Origin of the sequence: Comamonas sp. JUb58, from assembly GCF_004364775.1 — a bacterium.
Taxonomy (GTDB): domain Bacteria; phylum Pseudomonadota; class Gammaproteobacteria; order Burkholderiales; family Burkholderiaceae_C; genus Comamonas.
Map to the genome: position 1 here is coordinate 85628 of NZ_SOAL01000019.1, position 16327 is coordinate 101954.

Consider the following 16327-nt stretch of genomic DNA (forward strand, 5'->3'; position numbering starts at 1 on the left):
GGGCTTCCCCACGCTCTCCGCCGCTGGTCTTTGGGAGCATCGCCTTGCCCAGTGCCAGCGCGGTGAGGGGTGTCCTCATGTATTTCTCTTCAACAGCCTGTATATGGCCCAGGCATCGCACTGCCAGAAAGGCTGAAGCCCCTGCAGTGCGTCAGCGCGGCTTCACGCTCATTGAGGTGATGATCGTGGTCGCCATCGTGGCGATTCTTGCGGCCATTGCCATTCCCAGTTACCAGGAATACATCAAGCGTGGGCAAATCGTCGACGGCCTGGTGCCATTGGCGGATATGGGCGGGAAGATGGAACAGTTTTTCCAGGATAACCGCACCTATGAAGGTGCCTGCGAGCCTGGCACCGTGGCGCCTAAACCGGGCGATACGGCCCGTTTCGACTATTCCTGCCCGACGCGGAGCAAAACTGCCTTTACCGTCATGGCCAAAGGCAAGGGCGGCATGGGTGGGTTTATTTTTACGCTGAACCAGCAAGGCCAGCGCGCTACCACCGGCACGCCCACAGGCTGGACAGCCGGAAGCAATTGCTGGTCGGTCCGCAAGGATGGGAGCTGCTGATGCTGCACTTTCTTGCAATGCCTTCGCGGCGTGCGCAGGGCTTCACCTTGCTGGAGTTGCTGGTGGGCATTGGCATCATCGCCTTCTTGCTGCTGATGGTGATGCCGAGCATTCAGGTTGCATTGCTGGACACCAAGATCCGCGCCTCGGCCCAGGCCTATTACGACGGAGCGCAGCAGGCGCGCGCAGAGGCGCTACGTCGCAATGCGGATGTGACCATTACCCTGGACGAGGCCAAGCAGGGCTGGTCCATCGCGGTCGGTAACGACACGATTGCAGTCAAGGCGCCGGAGTCCGCCGCCATGCTCACGGTCACTGCTTTGGCCAATGCGGTGACGTTCAATGGCCTGGGCAATGCGTCGGCCGCGAACGCCGTCAAGTTCATGCCCGGTGCTGCGAGCCAATGTCTGGCCAGCGGCCCGCAACGCTGTCTGCTGGTGCAGGTGTCGCAGGGCGGCCAGGTACGGCTTTGCGATCCCAGTATCACCACCGATGGAGACAACCGCAAATGCTGAGTACGTCCTCTTCAAAGCGACAAACGCGCCTGCCAGCGCAAGGACCAGGCAGCAGCGCACAAAACGGGATGATGCTGATCGAGGCCATGGTTTCCATCCTGCTGCTGCTGTTGGGCATTTTGGGCATTGCGGGGCTCACGGCCAAATCCACCGCACTCAGCGGCCAGGCACAGTACCGCACCGAGGCGGGCATGTACGCCGCACAAATCATCCAGTTGGTGTCACTGAGCGTGGACCGCAGCTCGCCCACGGCATTGGCGCAGTCGCTTGAAGCGCTCGCACACCAAGCGGGTGGTACCGACCACTGCAGCTACAGCGGCAGCGAGCTGAGTGATACCTCAGAGCTGGGCAAGGTGCTCAAGGCGGCGCGCGGTGAATCGGCGAACCCATTGGTGGGACTGCCAGGCGCTACGGCCAGCGGCCAGCAAGTGGTAGTGGAAACCGACAACGACCTCAACCGAGTGACGGTACGGCTGTGCTGGCAAGGGCCTAGCGACGCAGCCAAGCGTATTTACGAAATACAGGCATTCGTGCACTAAGAGTTACGAAGAGAGAACCATTGTCATGAAGGGTTTTGCGCCACCGAGGCCGCCGCCGCATGGCCGCATGCAGGGTTTTACGATCATCGAAATCATGATCGGGCTGGCCATCGGCTTGTTGACTTTGCTGGCCATCTACAAGCTATTTGCGACCTCGGAGGGGCAGCGCCGCACTACGGCCGCTCTCAGCCAGGCGCAAACCGCAGGCGCCCTGGCGTTGTTTGCCATTGAGCGCGACATTCGCTCCGCTGGTCTCGGGTTTGCGGGCATGGACCCTGCTCACCTGGGCTGCGAAGTACAGGCCTTCAAGCGCACAGGCCGCGACCCAGGCCAGTACACCTTTCCGCTGCTGCCGGTGCAAATTGTCGATGGCAAAGAGTTGCGGGTGCTCACCGGATCATCCGCCAATATGTTTATTGGTGCCCGATACAGCGCCAGTGCTGGCGGTGTTTTCACGATGGAGCGCAGCAATGCGGGCTTTCAGGCTGGTGATGTAGTCGTGGGTACCAGCGATTCCGATACCCGCAAATGCCTGCTGATGGAGGTCACTGCGGGTGCCGGCTCGTCCATCACCGGCCCCGGCGGCGTGGCGGAAGACGATCCCAGTGTGCGCCACATGAGCAGCGCCTACACCAGCTTTTACACCGGTGCTTCGGTAACGCCGCAGCGCAATGGCGGCTCGTATGTCGACATGCTCGATGGCGGCGACACCAGCCTGGGTGAAGGCTGGCTGTTCAGCCTGGGCCACCAGCCCACCCGCAATGTATGGCGGGTGAAGGACAACCAGTTGATGCGCTACGACTTTCTGGACGAGACCGATTCCAAGAGCGTCGCCGTGGCCGAGGATGTGCTGCAAATGGTGGCGGAGTATGGCTTTGACGGGGATGGGGATGGAAAGCTTGACAAGGACAGCGAGTGGTCATCTTCCATTTCTGAGCTGACCCCCATTGAGCTGGGACGCCTGATGGCGGTACGCGTCGCGATTCTTGTACGCAGCTCGCAGTATGAGCGCGACGCGGTCACATCCGCGGCGCCCAAGTGGGCCAATGGCAGCAAGTCTTTCGAGATGGGCACGGGTGGCGAATGGCCGCACTACCGTTACCGCGTCTATGAAAGCGTGATCCCGCTGCGCAACACGATTTGGGGGCAACAACCATGACCAAACACCTGCCATGCCGCAGTGCAGTGCTAGCTGTGACCTCCGCTCCACGGTACCAACAGCAGGGCGTGACCCTGCTGGTCGCCCTGGTCGTGCTGCTGGTGATGACGATCACCGGCCTGGCTCTCGTGCGCACCAGCACCTTGGGCGCTGGCGTCTCCGGCAGTCTGGCACTCAAGCAGTCAGCCACATCAGGCGCTGATTTGGGGCTGGAAACTGGCCTGGCAAAGTTGGAAGTCTTGGCAGCAACGGGCACCAGTGCACTCGATGCCAACAACAGCACTTTGGGCTATTACGCCAGCGTTGATCCAAAGGCATCCGTTCAATCCCTGGCCTGGGGCAGTGCCCCTGTGGTCACCACCAACGATGGCTTGGGCAATGAGGTGAGCTACCTGATCCACCGGCTGTGCACCAAGGTCGGAACACTCAATGCCGCCGGGCAAAGCTGTGTGGTGCCCCAGGGTGAAGGCTGCTCGGGCTCGAGTGAGCCGGTGGGCAGCGTCTCCAGTTGCGCCCAGCGGCCCATGTACCGGATAACCGCCAAGGTTTCTGGCCCGCGTGACACCGAGAGTTATGTGCAGATGAGCACCTACTGAAGCATGTCCGGGTCCTGCATTCGGTCGCGGCTGCGTGGGGTGGGAAAGAAAATTGAAGAGTCATAAGAGGAGTGCGAATAGATGAAAAATATAGCTTTCGCAGACAAAGAGAAGCACGGGAATCAGGCGCGCACCTGGAGCCCCAGGCTGCTGTGGTCACTGGGCGTTGCGGCTCTGGTGGCCGGCGCGGTGGGCGGCAGTATGGCTATTGCCGACACGATCCATAACCCGGTCGATATCTCGGATGTACCGGTCAACACCTTTGCCAACCAGGACAAGCCTAATGTGATGCTGCTGATGGACACTTCGGACTCGATGAAGTGGACCCACATGCCCGATGACTGGGACCCGACCAATTACTCGGCCACCTTCTTTCCGGTGGGCTACAAGAGTTCGTTGTGCAATACTCTGTACTACAACCCTGCCACCAAGTACGAGCTGCCAGCCCAGCCCGATGGCACGGCCTACAGCCAGCCCAGCTTTAGCGGCGCCTGGGTCGATGGCTACGACCATTCCAAAGGTACGGTGAACCTGGCGACCAGCTTTCGGGCTTACGACATGTACACCCGCTTCCGCCAGGAGTCCATCTACGACGACCCGGCCCAAGCAGCTTATTATTTTGAATGGATGCCACGCGTAGCCGGGATCACGCCTTCGTTCGAGGGTCCGGGTGTGACGGCTGGCGCCTGCAACAAGGTCAGCAACAGCGCCATCAAGGTGGACAACGGCAGTCTGCCAATCAACCAGGCGAGCGCGAATATCAACACCGGCAGTACCACGGCGCCCGACGGTTATTGGATTCGGCGGGGCATCCCGGCTGCGCAGCAACAGAACTTTGCCATCTGGTACAGCTTCTACCGCACGCGTATCAACATGGCCAAGTCTTCGATCAGCTTGGCCTTCAATGCGCTGGACAACAACTTTCGCGTCGGTTTCTTGACGGGTGCCAAACCCCATACCAGCGTATTCAAGTTCATGCCCGTCAAAGACTTTGAGAGCACGGACAAGGCGAACTGGTTGCAGTCGATCCAATCGGCCCCGACGGGCGGCAGTTCGCCCACCCGCGAAGCCCTGGCCCGTGTCGGGCGCTACTATGGCAACAAGAGCGACAGCATCAATGCAGCCATGGCGCCCTTTGTGGACCCCGTGATCTCCGCCTGCCAGCGCCACTATGCCATCGTCACAACAGACGGGTATTGGAATACCGCCCAGGAAAGTACCCCAGGCCAAGGTGCCTTGCAGCTGGATGGCAGCACCCTGGTCGGGCAGCAGGATGGCCCTGACAGCGATCCGCTCTACAACCGCCCGTTGACCGGGCCAGATGGCCTGACCCCCCGTCCGATTTATGACGGTTCGACCAGCGGATCCTTGTTGCGCAGAGATGCCAGCATCGGCTATACCTGGAACGCCTGCGGTTTGGATTGGGAGACCATCATTCCAGGTGGTGGCACCAAGACCGAGACGACGTACAAGAAGATCACCAAAAAAAGCGTGCAGACGCAACAGGTGACCTATGGCACGGTGCTGGGCTTTTACAAGAGCACGTCGTGGACCGAGCAAAAGGCCGAGCAGAAGCTGGGCTTTGCCAATTCCAAGCGCAGCTACTGGCATGTGGCGGCCACCAAGATGGTCTACCAACGTGTCTACAAGCACCGGTACACCTGGAACTCCATCACCCAAAGCAAATACCGCAACGCCATGAGAACGACCTGGGCCACCGAAAGGCAAGAGCCCATCGCCAAGGCCGTGTACCAGCGGGTCGAGCAAAAGCGCTATTTTTATTCCTATATCAACCAGGCGATTGGTGAGATTCCGTTCAAGACCACGGACAAGAGTGTCTGCGAGCCCTATGGCTGCAACCTGGTCGGCAACGACCAGTGGCAACTGGTCAATGCCAGCTGCACTCCGGGCATGGACGGCGACTACATGGTCGAGTGCCAGACCAGCGAAGTGCCCGCTAGTGCATCGGCCTGCAGCAACAATGGACAGTTTGTACCTGGCCAGGGCACCATTTCCTGCCAAGGCAGTCCGGGTGTGGCGCCTATCAATGGGCCCGTACCTGCTTGTGGACAGATCCACCCGGATTTGGTGGCCAGCGGTGTGAGCATGGTGCTTTTCAGCAACTGCGACAGCAGCCACAGTGTGACCAGCTATGTGACCGATGCGCAGTGCGTCAACAGCAATGCGGAGGCGCCGGACTTCAAAAAGTATGACTGTGCCAAGGAGGCGGTTGACTCGCCCACCACCAACAACTTCTGCGCTGCAGGTGTGGGTGGCGACAATGTCTATACGGTCTGCAGTGCCAAAATGCCTGGTTCATCGTTGGTAGACAGCTGTCCCTCCGCCGCAGAGATGGCGGACAACGCGACCAAGATGGACCAGGCCTGCGGTGCCGCAGAGCTGCACACCTCCAACGCAGTGCCTGCAAGCACATGTGTGGCATCCACATCACCCACCATCGTGGCTTGTGAAGAGCCTTTTACGACGTCCTTTGGTAGCGATGCAGAAAATCCTGCCAACTGCAACGGCGATACGGTCTGTGAGATGCGCTACTCCGACTGGGGCTATGCCGCCAGCTGCACGCCACAAGCACCGTCAGTAAGCAACGGCTGGATAGGTATCGAATGCAACTCCGGTGGCGGCTCTTGCACGCCTGCAGGCTCACCACCTTCCACAGCCAACGGGCCCGTGCAAAGCTGTACGGCAGCAAGCCCCTCGCCGGCCAATGGCTGTTATCTGGTGACCTGCCAGAACAAGACCACCGACCCGGTCGAAACGCCCAGCTGCAGCACAACGCCTGGCCCTTCAGCCAGCAATGGCTGGGTGAGCACCCAATGTGTAGCCAATCATCTGAACAACCAACCGGTGCAAAGCTGCCCACAAGCAAACTTGGTCACGAACTGCCGTACCCAAAGCACGCCGACGGATATGGCCTATGGTGCTTGTGTGGAGTCGGGCCCGACCAGCGACAACGGCTGGACGACGACCACCTGCGAAAGAGTGGAGGATGTGACCTACCTGCGCAGTGCCGCAGACTATGCCGCTTGCACCAACGGCACCGCTGCCAATGGCGTGGAAACCATTTGCGAGCAAGAGGGGCCCACGACGTTTACCGTGCAGCCCGGTGAGGCCTGCGCCGCCGGCTACGATCCGTCGACCCACAAGGTGACGGTATGTGATGTGGCAAGCGGTACGCCGGTCTACACGGAAGAGCAGCCGGCCGACTGTGCAACGACCAATTGTTCGCAAGTGCAGGGCAAGAAGAAGGTGTTTTCTGGTACGGCAACCACGCACCGCGTGACCCTGGTGGGTGACACGGAAGCGGTGCCGCAGTTGGATTCCACAGTAGCGATTCCTGTGACCGACCTCGAATCGCCCGCACAGTGCTACAGCGCGACGGAAGCCGCAGGCATGACCTTGCCCGCCAATGGCCGCCCGCTGCCTGCCAATACGGTGGTGTGGAGCAGCTTGCCTGCCGGGCACCAGGCCTGTACCAAGCTGCCCTGCGATGCCGTGGAGCAAAGCAATGTCTCTGGCGGCAGCCGCAACTCCCTGGCCGATGTGGCGCAGTACTACTACGGCACCGATCTGCGCCCCGAGTTGGCCAACCTGGTCAAACCGGCTGGCACGGGTGCTGAAGATGACAAGGTGACCTGGCAGCATATGGCGACCTATGTGATCGGCATGGGCGTCTCGGGCACCTTGAAGTTTGACAAGGACTACAAGAACGGCGCGGGTGATTTTGCAGGCATCCGCAATGGCACCAAGACCTGGCCGGTATGGCCGGCGCCGGGCGTCACCAACTATGAGCAGCCCCAGTCCATCGATGACTTCTGGCATACCGCCGTCAACGGCCGAGGGCTCTACTTCAGTGCCAACGATCCGCAGGCCATCAAATCGGGCCTGGGCCAGGTGTTTGCCGATATCCGTGCGGCGGTGGGCTCTGGCGCCGGCGTTGCCGTGTCGTCGGCTGTGGTCGAGACGGGCAATAACTTTGCCTATGGCGCGCTGTACCGCAGCGGCCGCTGGTCCGGCGAAGTGCAAGCGTATGAGATCAACACGGGCTCGGGCGTCCGCAGCTTGATCCCCAACTGGTCTGCCAAGACCAAGCTGGATGCGCGCGATCTGGTCAGCGATGACCGCCAGATCTACTTTATGGACGGCGCGACGTTGAAGGACTTCAACTGGGCCACTTTGGGGGGGCTGCAAAGCCACTTCAATGGCACGGCGGCCCAAGCGCTGCTGTCCCAGTACAGCCCGATGAGTGATACTCAAAAGACCGCTGCGCTGGGTGAGAACCTGGTGAAGTTCCTGCGTGGTGACCGTACCAAAGAAGGCTATGTGCAAGGCGATGACGCCAAGCTTTACCGTAGCCGCGAAAGCCGTTTGGGCGACATCATTGGCTCGCAGCCCCTGTATGTGAGCAAGCCCCAGCGCAAGTACCGCGATGCGGGCTATGCCGCCTTTCGCCTGGCGCAAAAGGACCGCCGACCCATGGTGTATGTGGGCGGCAACGACGGCATGCTGCATGCCTTCTACGCGGACACCGACCTGACCAAGCAAGAGACCATCGGCGGCAAAAGCGTGTACCCCGCTGCGCGTGAAGCCTGGGCCTTTGTGCCCAAGGCCATGATGCCTGCCATGCCCGCGCTGGCCAGCACCAACTACGACGGCAACCACCGCTACTTTGTTGATGGCTCGCCGGTGACGGCCGACATCTTCCACGATGGCGCCTGGAAAACCATCCTGGTGGGCGGCTTCAACAAGGGCGGCAGTGGCTACTATGCGTTGGACATCACCGACCCCGAGTCGCCCAAAGCGCTGTGGGAAGCCAGTGCCTCGACCATGGGCCAAAGCTATGGCAAGCCGCTGATCACCAAGATGCCTGACGGCACCTGGGTGGCGCTGGTCACCTCGGGCTACAACAATGCCGATGGCAAGGGATATGTCTATGTGCTCAATGCCGGCACCGGTGCGGTGGTCCAGACCATCGCCAACGCCGATGGCTCCGGCATGAAGGACCTGAACAACTTTATGAAGGACCCCAGCGGCAACAACACCAGCACCTTGTTCTACGGTGGCGACATCCAGGGCAACATCTGGCGTTACCAGTGGGTCAGCGGCAGCTACCAGGGCCAGAAGGTCGTGCAGCTCAAAGACAAGGATGGCAATGAGCAGCCCATCACCACCCGCCTGGAGCTGGTGCAAAGCCCCAACCGCAGCGCACTGCCACGTATCCTGGTTGCTACCGGCAAGCTGCTGGGTTTGGGGGACTTGAGCACTACCGACCAGCAGACCATCTATGGCATTGACGATGTGGCTGATGGTTACAGCAACAGTGGTGCATCGTTCCTGGCGGGCCTCAAGCTGTCGGTGCTGACAAATGTCACTGTCAGTGGCAAGCTGACGCGCAAGCTCCAATGTGCCCCAAGCATGTCTGATGCGGTGTGCAACGACGCCACCAAGAGCTGGTATGTGAACCTGCCCGACACCGGCGAGCGCGTCAACGTCGATCTGCGCCTAGCCAATACCACCTTGGTGGTCGCCAGCAATGTGCCGTCGAACGAGCCTTGCGTTGCCGGTGGCAAGGGCTGGATCAACTACCTGGACTTCCAGACCGGCCAGGCCGTGAACACCAGCACGGGCATGGCCGGCGAATCCGTGGATGGCCTGATCTCGGGCAATGACCTGAGCGCCAACCAAAACGGTGATGTCACCAGCCATGTCTCCCCCAGCCAAGTGCCAGAGAACCCGATCGACATCAAGATCCCGGTCGCCACGCCCAAGCCGCTGGGCAAGCGCATCAGCTGGCGCGAGCTGGTGAATCAATGAGTGTTGGGTGAGGGGAAGGGGGGACAGGCTGCTGAGTGGGGGAGGCCGGTTTATCCAGGGACCTATCACCGGCGTGTGCGTATTTGGAGTTGAGCATATCGCCATTCAAACGCTGGCTTCAGTCAAGCGTTCGAATGCCGAGGTGGCTGGCGCTCAGACCTTCAGCGCATTCCGGCATCCACCCCCGGTGCCGCCGCCGGCAGACCCGTTCCCAGCTGCAGCACCGCCGTTACCATCGTCCCCGCAGGGCTCGATTGCACGCTGAAGCTGGCGCCCAGGCGCTGGGCGCGGGCGGCCATGCTGCGCATGCCCACCGATTGGCCAGCGCGTTGCACCGCCTGCACATCAAAGCCCACGCCATCGTCTTCGACCCGCACCAGCAGCTGGTTGGGCTTGGGCTGCGAATATTCCACCCGCACCTTGCTGGCATGGCTGTGCTTGATGACGTTGGACAGCGCCTCTTCCACCAGCCGGGTCAGCAACAGGCACTGCAGCGCATTGGGGCGCTTGCCTTCTTCGACCGTGCCCTGCCACTGCGCGGCAATGCTCCAGTGCGTTTGCACGCCAATTTCATCGAGGATGCGGGTGATGCGGTGGCGCAGCGGCGCAGCCCATTGCACGGGCGTGTCGGGCACGGACGCGCCGGCGCTGGAGCCGTAGTCGATCAGCTGGTTGAGGTCATCGCGCATGCTTTTGAGCAGGGACAGCACGCGCTCGCTGCTGATGGTGTCGGGCGACTGCTCGACCAGTGCCATGCTGCGCACCAGCGCACCGCCCAGGCCATCGTGCAGGTCATGGGCCAGGGCCATGCGCTCTTGCAGCTTGGCGTTCTCCAGCGCCTGCACATGCTCGCGCTGCAGGGCCTGGGCCAGCTCGCTGCGGGCCGATTCCACCCCCACCTTCAGCTCGCGGTTAAAGCGCCGCACTTCGTGCATCTGCTTGACCAGCTGGCCACCCAGCAGCAGCATCAGCAGGCCGATCACCAGCACGCCGCTGAGTGCGGCCCAGTCGCGCGCCACCTGCCAGCGGTCCAGCACCGAGTAGAGGTTGTTCAGCGCCACCAAGGTCAGCAGCAGCCAGATGCAGGCGAGCAGGATATGCGCCAGGTTGCGCGGCCGCTTGCGCGGAAACCAGGCATGGATCTGGAACTGCAACCCATTGACCAGGAACACCGCCGTCGCGCCCTGCCACACCAGGCTAAAGCCCTGGCGTGCATGCTCGGCCGGCACCAGGCAGGTGGCAGCGGCGCCAATAAAGGCGAGTCCCCACAAAAAGCGCTCCACCCAGGGCAGCTTCTGCCCCCCAAAGCGGAAGGTAAAAATGCACACGCTCAGCACATAGCCCAGCAGCGCCACCAGGCTGAAACGGGAGCGGGTCAGCGAATCGGGCCAGGGCCATTGGGTGTCCGCCAGGTAGGTGCTCAGGTACAGCATCCAGCACAAGGCCATCAGTGCAAACCAGCCATAGGTGCGTGCGCGCCGCTGCAGCAACCAGATGCTGAAGAACAGCACACCCGCCATCGCACAGAGCACCGCATTGACAAAGTAGACCGTGCGCTGGCGCCATTGCTTGCCCGCCTGTACTTCGGCCACGTCCTGCGGCGCGCCCAGGCGCAGCTGGCCCAGGCCCGGGCTCAGTGCCCTGCTCCCGACTACGTACACCCAGACATGGTTGATGCCCGGCTGCAGCATGGATTCGGGCAGCAGCCACCAGCGTGGCACATTCCAGCTGCGCGACAGCGGCTCGACCAGCGAGGCATCGCTCCAGAGCAAATCATGGTTCACATAGACGGCACCGGCCACGCTGATGCCATCAATGCCCAACGCGACCGCGCTAGGCGTCACGGCAGACTCGGCATCGAGCACGGGTTGAGCGCTGTCGCAGACGCGCTGCCAGGCGATGCGGTACCAGACGGCACCATCGTGCTCGGGCCAGCGGCTGGTCCAGAGATCGGGCAGTTTGACCGGCACCCAACCCTCTGCAGGGGCGGGCAGTTCAGGCTTGAGCGCGCTGGCGCGTGCCGCATCCACCTGCAGGATCTGTGCCTTGCAGCTGGCAGCGTTGGGGGAGCCGGATTGCGCAGATTGGGCCATCGCAGGCCCAGCCAACAGCACAACCAGCAGCGCGAGCAGGTACGCCCCAGCCTGCAGCAGCCAGGGGAGGGGCTTGCCGCGCCCGCTCACTCAATCATTCCCCGGGCGCGCGCTTCGCGCACAGCCATCATGCGCGAGGAGACCGCCAGCTTGCGGTAAATGCGCTTGACATGGCTCTCCACGGTATGGCGCGACAGATGCACTTCGTCGGCAATTTCTCGGTTGCTCATGCCATCGGCCACCAGGCGCAGTATCTCGGCCTCTCGGGGCGTCAGGCCCACATCCGGCTCGCCAACATGGGCGGCTGGTGCAGCGCTATCGGCGGGCTTGGGCGCGCGCATGGGCAGCAGCTGCAAAATGCGCCGGGCAATAAAGGGATCGATAGGCGCGCCACCGCGCAGCACGCTGCGGATGGACAGCATCACCTCAAAATCATCGCGCTGCTTGAGCACATAGCCGGTAGCGCCTGCGCGCAAGGCGCTCAGGATCAGCTCTTCCGAGCTCCAGGCCGACACCACCAGAATGCCCAGGCCCGGGTCCTCGGCCCGCAGCTCCTCGATCAGCGACTGGCCATTGCCATCCGGCAGGCGCAAGTCCACCAAGGCCAGGCCCACCGGCCCTTCGGCCACTACCGCCCGAGCTTCGGCCAGGGTGCTGGTAACGATCAGTGCATCGTTCTCATACCCCAGCTGTTTCAACACCTGGCGCAAGCGTTCTTGCAGAAGCGGCTCGTCCTCCACAACCAAGACGGGGACAGGCAAAAGAGCATCTTCAACAAGCAACGAGGGTTCAAGCATGGGTAAAAAAACGCGCGGGCAGACCCCCGCGATGGTATGCGAGTGGGGGAAAAATGCTATCCCTGAAACTGGGGAATTTCCCCGCCTGTGCAGTTGGCCGAGGGCGGGTAAGTGGTCACTGCCCGGCCAGCAAGCGGAGGCAAAGCAGTCAGCGATCCCTGTTTGGTTTTTGCCAAGGTGACTATCTTCAGTGGATTAAATTGGTATTACCAATATACCAATTAAGCCCTTAAATTGTTAAATTACGGGTTTACCCTGGCAATAAAATCTGTCAATTCCCCAATAATCGCCCAACTTTGCCGCAGATTGGCGATTTCATGGTTTATTGGTAATACCAATTTAGACCAAAGGTCCAACCAACGGCATAGCGAACAAGCCATTCACCTGGCATGTCGCGAAGCAGGGCAGCCTGCTGTGCGATGTCCTCCGGTGAACAGCCCAAGATCAAGGCGCCTCAAGCGCCCGTCCAATTACTTCGAGACATCGCCATGCAAACTCTCTGGCAGCAAAACTACGACCCGGCTGGCAACATCTGGTTGTCGGCCCTGGTGGCCTTGATTCCGATCCTGTTTTTCTTTTTGGCACTGACCAAGCTGCGCCTCAAGGGCTACCAAGCGGGCACCATCACGGTAGTGCTGGCCCTGGCGGTGGCGTTGTTGTTCTACCGCATGCCCATCAGTGCGGCGCTGGCCTCGGCCGTCTATGGCTTCTTCTATGGTCTCTGGCCCATCGCCTGGATCATTGTGGCCGCCGTGTTTCTGTACAAGATCTCCGTCAAAACGGGGCAGTTCGATGTGATCCGCTCGTCGATCCTGTCGGTCACGCCGGACCAGCGCCTGCAGCTCATCCTGGTGGGCTTTTGCTTTGGCGCGTTCTTGGAAGGCGCAGCAGGCTTTGGCGCACCAGTCGCCATCACGGCGGCCTTGTTGGTGGGCCTGGGCTTCAAGCCGCTGTATGCCGCAGGTCTGTGTCTGATCGCCAACACCGCGCCGGTCGCCTTTGGGGCCATGGGTATTCCGATCATCGTGGCTGGTCAGGTCTCGGGCGTCGATGCGTTTGCGATTGGCCAGATGGCGGGCCGCCAGCTGCCCTTTATGACCGTGCTGGTGCTGTTCTGGCTGATGGCCATCATGGATGGCTGGCGCGGTGTGAAGGAGACCTGGCCAGCGGTGCTGGTCGGTGGCGGCTCGTTTGCGATCGTGCAGTTCCTCACCGCCAACTACATTGGCCCCGAGCTGCCCGATATTACCTCGGCCATCGTGTCCTTGATCGCGCTGACCCTGTTCCTCAAGGTCTGGCAGCCCAAGCGCATCTTCCGCTTCACGCCTGAGGCGGGTGAGCAGGGTGCTTCGGCCTTGCCCGCAGCGCCTGTGTCCTCGGGCGCGCCACTGACGGCCATGGCCGTCATCAAAGCCTGGTCGCCCTTCATCATCCTGACTGCGATGGTCACGGTCTGGAGCATCAAGCCCTTCAAGGCGCTGTTTGCGGCAGGCGGCCCGCTGGCGGCTACCGTCATCAATATTCCGGTGCCGTTTCTGCACAACCTGGTCGAGAAGACGCCGCCCGTCGTGGCCGCTGCCGCGCCTTATGGCGCCGTCTACACCTTCAACTGGCTGCTGGCCACCGGCACCGCCATCCTGATTGCGGCGCTGATCACTATTGCCTTCACCCGCCTGTCGCCGTCCAAGGCGGTCGCAACCCTGGCCGAGACCTTCAAGGAACTGGCCGTGCCGATCTACTCCATCGGCATGGTGCTGGCCTTTGCCTTTGTCGCCAACTACTCGGGCCTGTCGGCCACCCTGGCGCTGGCTTTGGCGCATACGGGCCAGGCCTTCACCTTCTTCTCGCCCTTCCTGGGTTGGATTGGTGTGTTCCTGACGGGGTCGGACACCTCTGCCAATGCGCTGTTTGCCGCACTGCAAGCCACCACCGCGCAGCAGCTGGGCCTGCCCCAGGTGCTGACCGTCGCGGCCAACACCACCGGCGGCGTGACTGGCAAGATGATCTCGCCCCAGTCCATCGCCATTGCCTGCGCCGCTGTGGGCCTGGCGGGGCGGGAATCGGACCTGTTCCGCTTCACCGTGAAGCACAGCCTGATCTTCGCCGTCATCATTGGTTTGATGACTACGCTGCAGGCCTATGTGTTTCCGTGGATGATTCCAGGTCATTGAAGGTCGCTGCGCCATCGCTGTTGATGGCGCCCGCGACGAGAACACACCACACCTGAAAGCTCTCCCCCATGCGCCTCGCTGACCACGTCGTTGAAAAACTGCTTGCCCTGGTGCAGGCCCGTGGGCTGCAGCCGGGCCAGCGTCTGCCGGCAGAGCGGCAACTGGCGCTGGAGCTGGGGGTGTCGCGTACCTCAGTGCGCGAGGCGCTGCAAAAGCTCATCAGCCAAGGGGTGCTGTCTGCTCGGCGGGGCGATGGCACCTATGTGCAGACGGTGCCATCGGCCGATTGGCTGCAAGAGGCCATGGCGCCGCTGGCGGGACTGATCGAATCCGACCCCAACTACCGCTACGACGTGCTGGAAACCCGCCATGCGCTGGAGAGCAGCACCGCCTGGCTGGCCGCGCAGCGCGCCACCGCGCAAGACAAGGAACGCATCCAGCGCTGCTTTGATGTGATGATCGAGCACCAGCAAAGCGGCCATGCCGAGCTGGCTGCGCGCGCCGATGCGCAGTTCCACCTGGCGATTGCCGAGGCCTCGCACAACCTGGTGCTGGTGCAGGTGATGCAAAGCCTGTTCACCGTGGTGCTCTCTACCGTGGAGCGCAACCGCCACGACATGTTCCGCCTGAGCGCCCCGGTCACCCTGCAGCAGCTCACCGTGCAGCACCAAAGCTTGATGCAGGCGATTCTGGAGGGCGACGCGCAGCGCGCCCGCGCCTGCATTGGCGAGCACCTGGAGCATGTGCGCCACACCATCCAGCAGATGGACGAAGAGCGCGCGCGCCGCGAGCGATCGATGCGCCTGCCGGCTGAGCTGATGCCCAGCCTGCCCGGCGCGCCATGATGGGCGTTGCGCCAGACCACATAACGACACACCAGCCCGAGACAAACACCCAGCCCTGAGAGAGCCAGCATGATCATCTCTTCCGCATCCGATTACCGCGCCGCCGCGCAAAAGCGCCTGCCGCCCTTTCTGTTCCACTACATCGATGGCGGCGCCTATGCCGAGCAAACGCTCAAGCGCAATGTCACCGACTACGCCGATGTGGCACTGCGCCAGCGCGTGCTCAAGGACATGAGCCAGCTCGACACCAGCATCGAGCTGTTTGGCGAAAAGCTCTCCATCCCCGCCATCCTGGCGCCCGTCGGCCTGCTGGGCATGTTTGCCCGCCGAGGGGAGGTGCAGGCATCGCGCGCTGCGGCCGCCCATGGCATTCCCTTCACCCTGTCCACCGTCTCGGTCTGTCCGATTGAAGAAGTGGCACCGGGTCTGGGCCGGCCGATGTGGTTCCAGCTCTATGTGCTCAAGGACCGGGGCTTTATGAAGAATGCGCTGGAGCGCGCGCAGGCCGCGGGTTGCTCCACCCTGGTGTTCACCGTCGATATGCCCGTGCCCGGTGCCCGCTACCGCGATGCGCATTCCGGCATGAGCGGCCCCAATGCCGCGATGCGCCGCTACTGGCAATCCGTCACCCACCCGGCCTGGTCCTGGGATGTGGGGCTGAATGGCCGCCCGCATGACCTGGGCAATATCTCCGCCTACCGGGGCAGCCCTACCGGTTTGGCCGACTACATCGGCTGGCTTGGCAGCAATTTTGATCCATCGATCTCCTGGAAGGACCTGGAATGGATCCGCGACTTCTGGAAGGGCCCGATGGTCATCAAGGGCATCCTCGATCCGGAAGACGCCAAGGATGCCGTGCGTTTTGGCGCCGATGGCATCGTGGTCAGCAACCATGGTGGCCGCCAGCTGGATGGTGTGCTGTCGTCGGCCCGCGCGCTGCCGGCCATTGCCGATGCGGTTAAGGGCCAGATCAAGATCCTGGCGGACTCGGGCATCCGCAATGGCCTCGACATCGTGCGCGCCATCGCCTTGGGAGCCGATGCCACCTTGCTCGGCCGCGCCTTTATCTATGCGCTGGCCACGTCGGGCCAGGCCGGTGTGAAGCACTTGCTGGAGCTGATGGAAAAGGAAATGCGCGTCGCGATGACCCTGACCAGCGTGGCCAAAGTGGCCGATATCAACGGCGATCTGTTGGTGCGCCAGTAAACACC

The 16327-nt window shown here is 62.0% G+C and carries 11 protein-coding genes; 9 read left to right on the top strand and 2 right to left on the bottom strand.

What is annotated here, in order from left to right:
* Positions 1-77: 77 nt before the first annotated feature.
* The 6 genes from EDF71_RS25595 (at position 78) to EDF71_RS19360 (ending at position 9210) form a co-directional block, all read left to right on the top strand.
* Positions 78-569 carry a type IV pilin protein gene (locus tag EDF71_RS25595; RefSeq protein ID WP_133858187.1) on the top strand — a complete coding sequence of 164 codons (492 nt, stop codon included), beginning with the start codon at positions 78-80 and terminating at the stop codon, positions 567-569.
* Entirely contained in the window at positions 569-1084 is a 516-nt protein-coding gene (locus EDF71_RS19340) for a GspH/FimT family pseudopilin (protein ID WP_133858220.1), read from the top strand. Before EDF71_RS25595 ends, EDF71_RS19340 begins: the two co-directional genes overlap by 1 nt.
* Positions 1078-1623 carry a hypothetical protein gene (locus tag EDF71_RS19345; protein WP_133858188.1) on the top strand — a complete coding sequence of 182 codons (546 nt, stop codon included), beginning with the start codon at positions 1078-1080 and terminating at the stop codon, positions 1621-1623. Before EDF71_RS19340 ends, EDF71_RS19345 begins: the two co-directional genes overlap by 7 nt.
* Positions 1624-1690: 67 nt before the next feature.
* A complete protein-coding gene (locus EDF71_RS19350; protein WP_166656587.1) occupies positions 1691-2782 on the top strand; it encodes a PilW family protein in 1092 nt (363 codons plus the stop codon).
* 35 nt (positions 2783-2817) lie between these two features.
* Positions 2818-3378, top strand: coding sequence for a PilX N-terminal domain-containing pilus assembly protein (locus tag EDF71_RS19355; protein ID WP_166656588.1), 561 nt, complete (start codon positions 2818-2820; stop codon positions 3376-3378).
* 81 nt (positions 3379-3459) lie between these two features.
* Complete coding sequence (locus EDF71_RS19360; protein WP_133858191.1) at positions 3460-9210, top strand: PilC/PilY family type IV pilus protein; 5751 nt, start codon at positions 3460-3462, stop codon at positions 9208-9210.
* A 161-nt stretch (positions 9211-9371) separates the two neighbouring features.
* On the opposite strand, the gene EDF71_RS19365 is transcribed toward EDF71_RS19360, so the two are convergent.
* Positions 9372-11303, bottom strand: a complete 1932-nt coding sequence (locus EDF71_RS19365; protein WP_133858192.1) for an ATP-binding protein — start codon at positions 11301-11303, stop codon at positions 9372-9374.
* Between the two features lie 86 nt (positions 11304-11389).
* Entirely contained in the window at positions 11390-12100 is a 711-nt protein-coding gene (locus EDF71_RS19370) for a response regulator transcription factor (protein ID WP_133858193.1), read from the bottom strand.
* A 488-nt stretch (positions 12101-12588) separates the two neighbouring features.
* Here EDF71_RS19370 and lldP point away from each other — a divergent pair, with 488 nt between their 5' ends.
* The 3 genes from lldP to lldD all read left to right on the top strand — a co-directional run bounded on the left by lldP (position 12589) and on the right by lldD (position 16322).
* Positions 12589-14271: an L-lactate permease gene (lldP, locus tag EDF71_RS19375; protein ID WP_133858194.1), complete on the top strand. Its 1683-nt coding sequence runs from the start codon at positions 12589-12591 to the stop codon at positions 14269-14271.
* Positions 14272-14339: 68 nt separating this feature from the next.
* Positions 14340-15116 (top strand): transcriptional regulator LldR, encoded by a 777-nt coding sequence (gene lldR / locus EDF71_RS19380; protein WP_133858195.1) that lies wholly within the window; start codon positions 14340-14342, stop codon positions 15114-15116.
* Positions 15117-15185: 69 nt separating this feature from the next.
* The gene (lldD, locus tag EDF71_RS19385) at positions 15186-16322 is read left to right on the top strand and encodes an FMN-dependent L-lactate dehydrogenase LldD (protein ID WP_133858196.1); all 1137 of its coding nucleotides are present in this window, start codon (positions 15186-15188) and stop codon (positions 16320-16322) included.
* Positions 16323-16327: the final 5 nt, after the last annotated feature.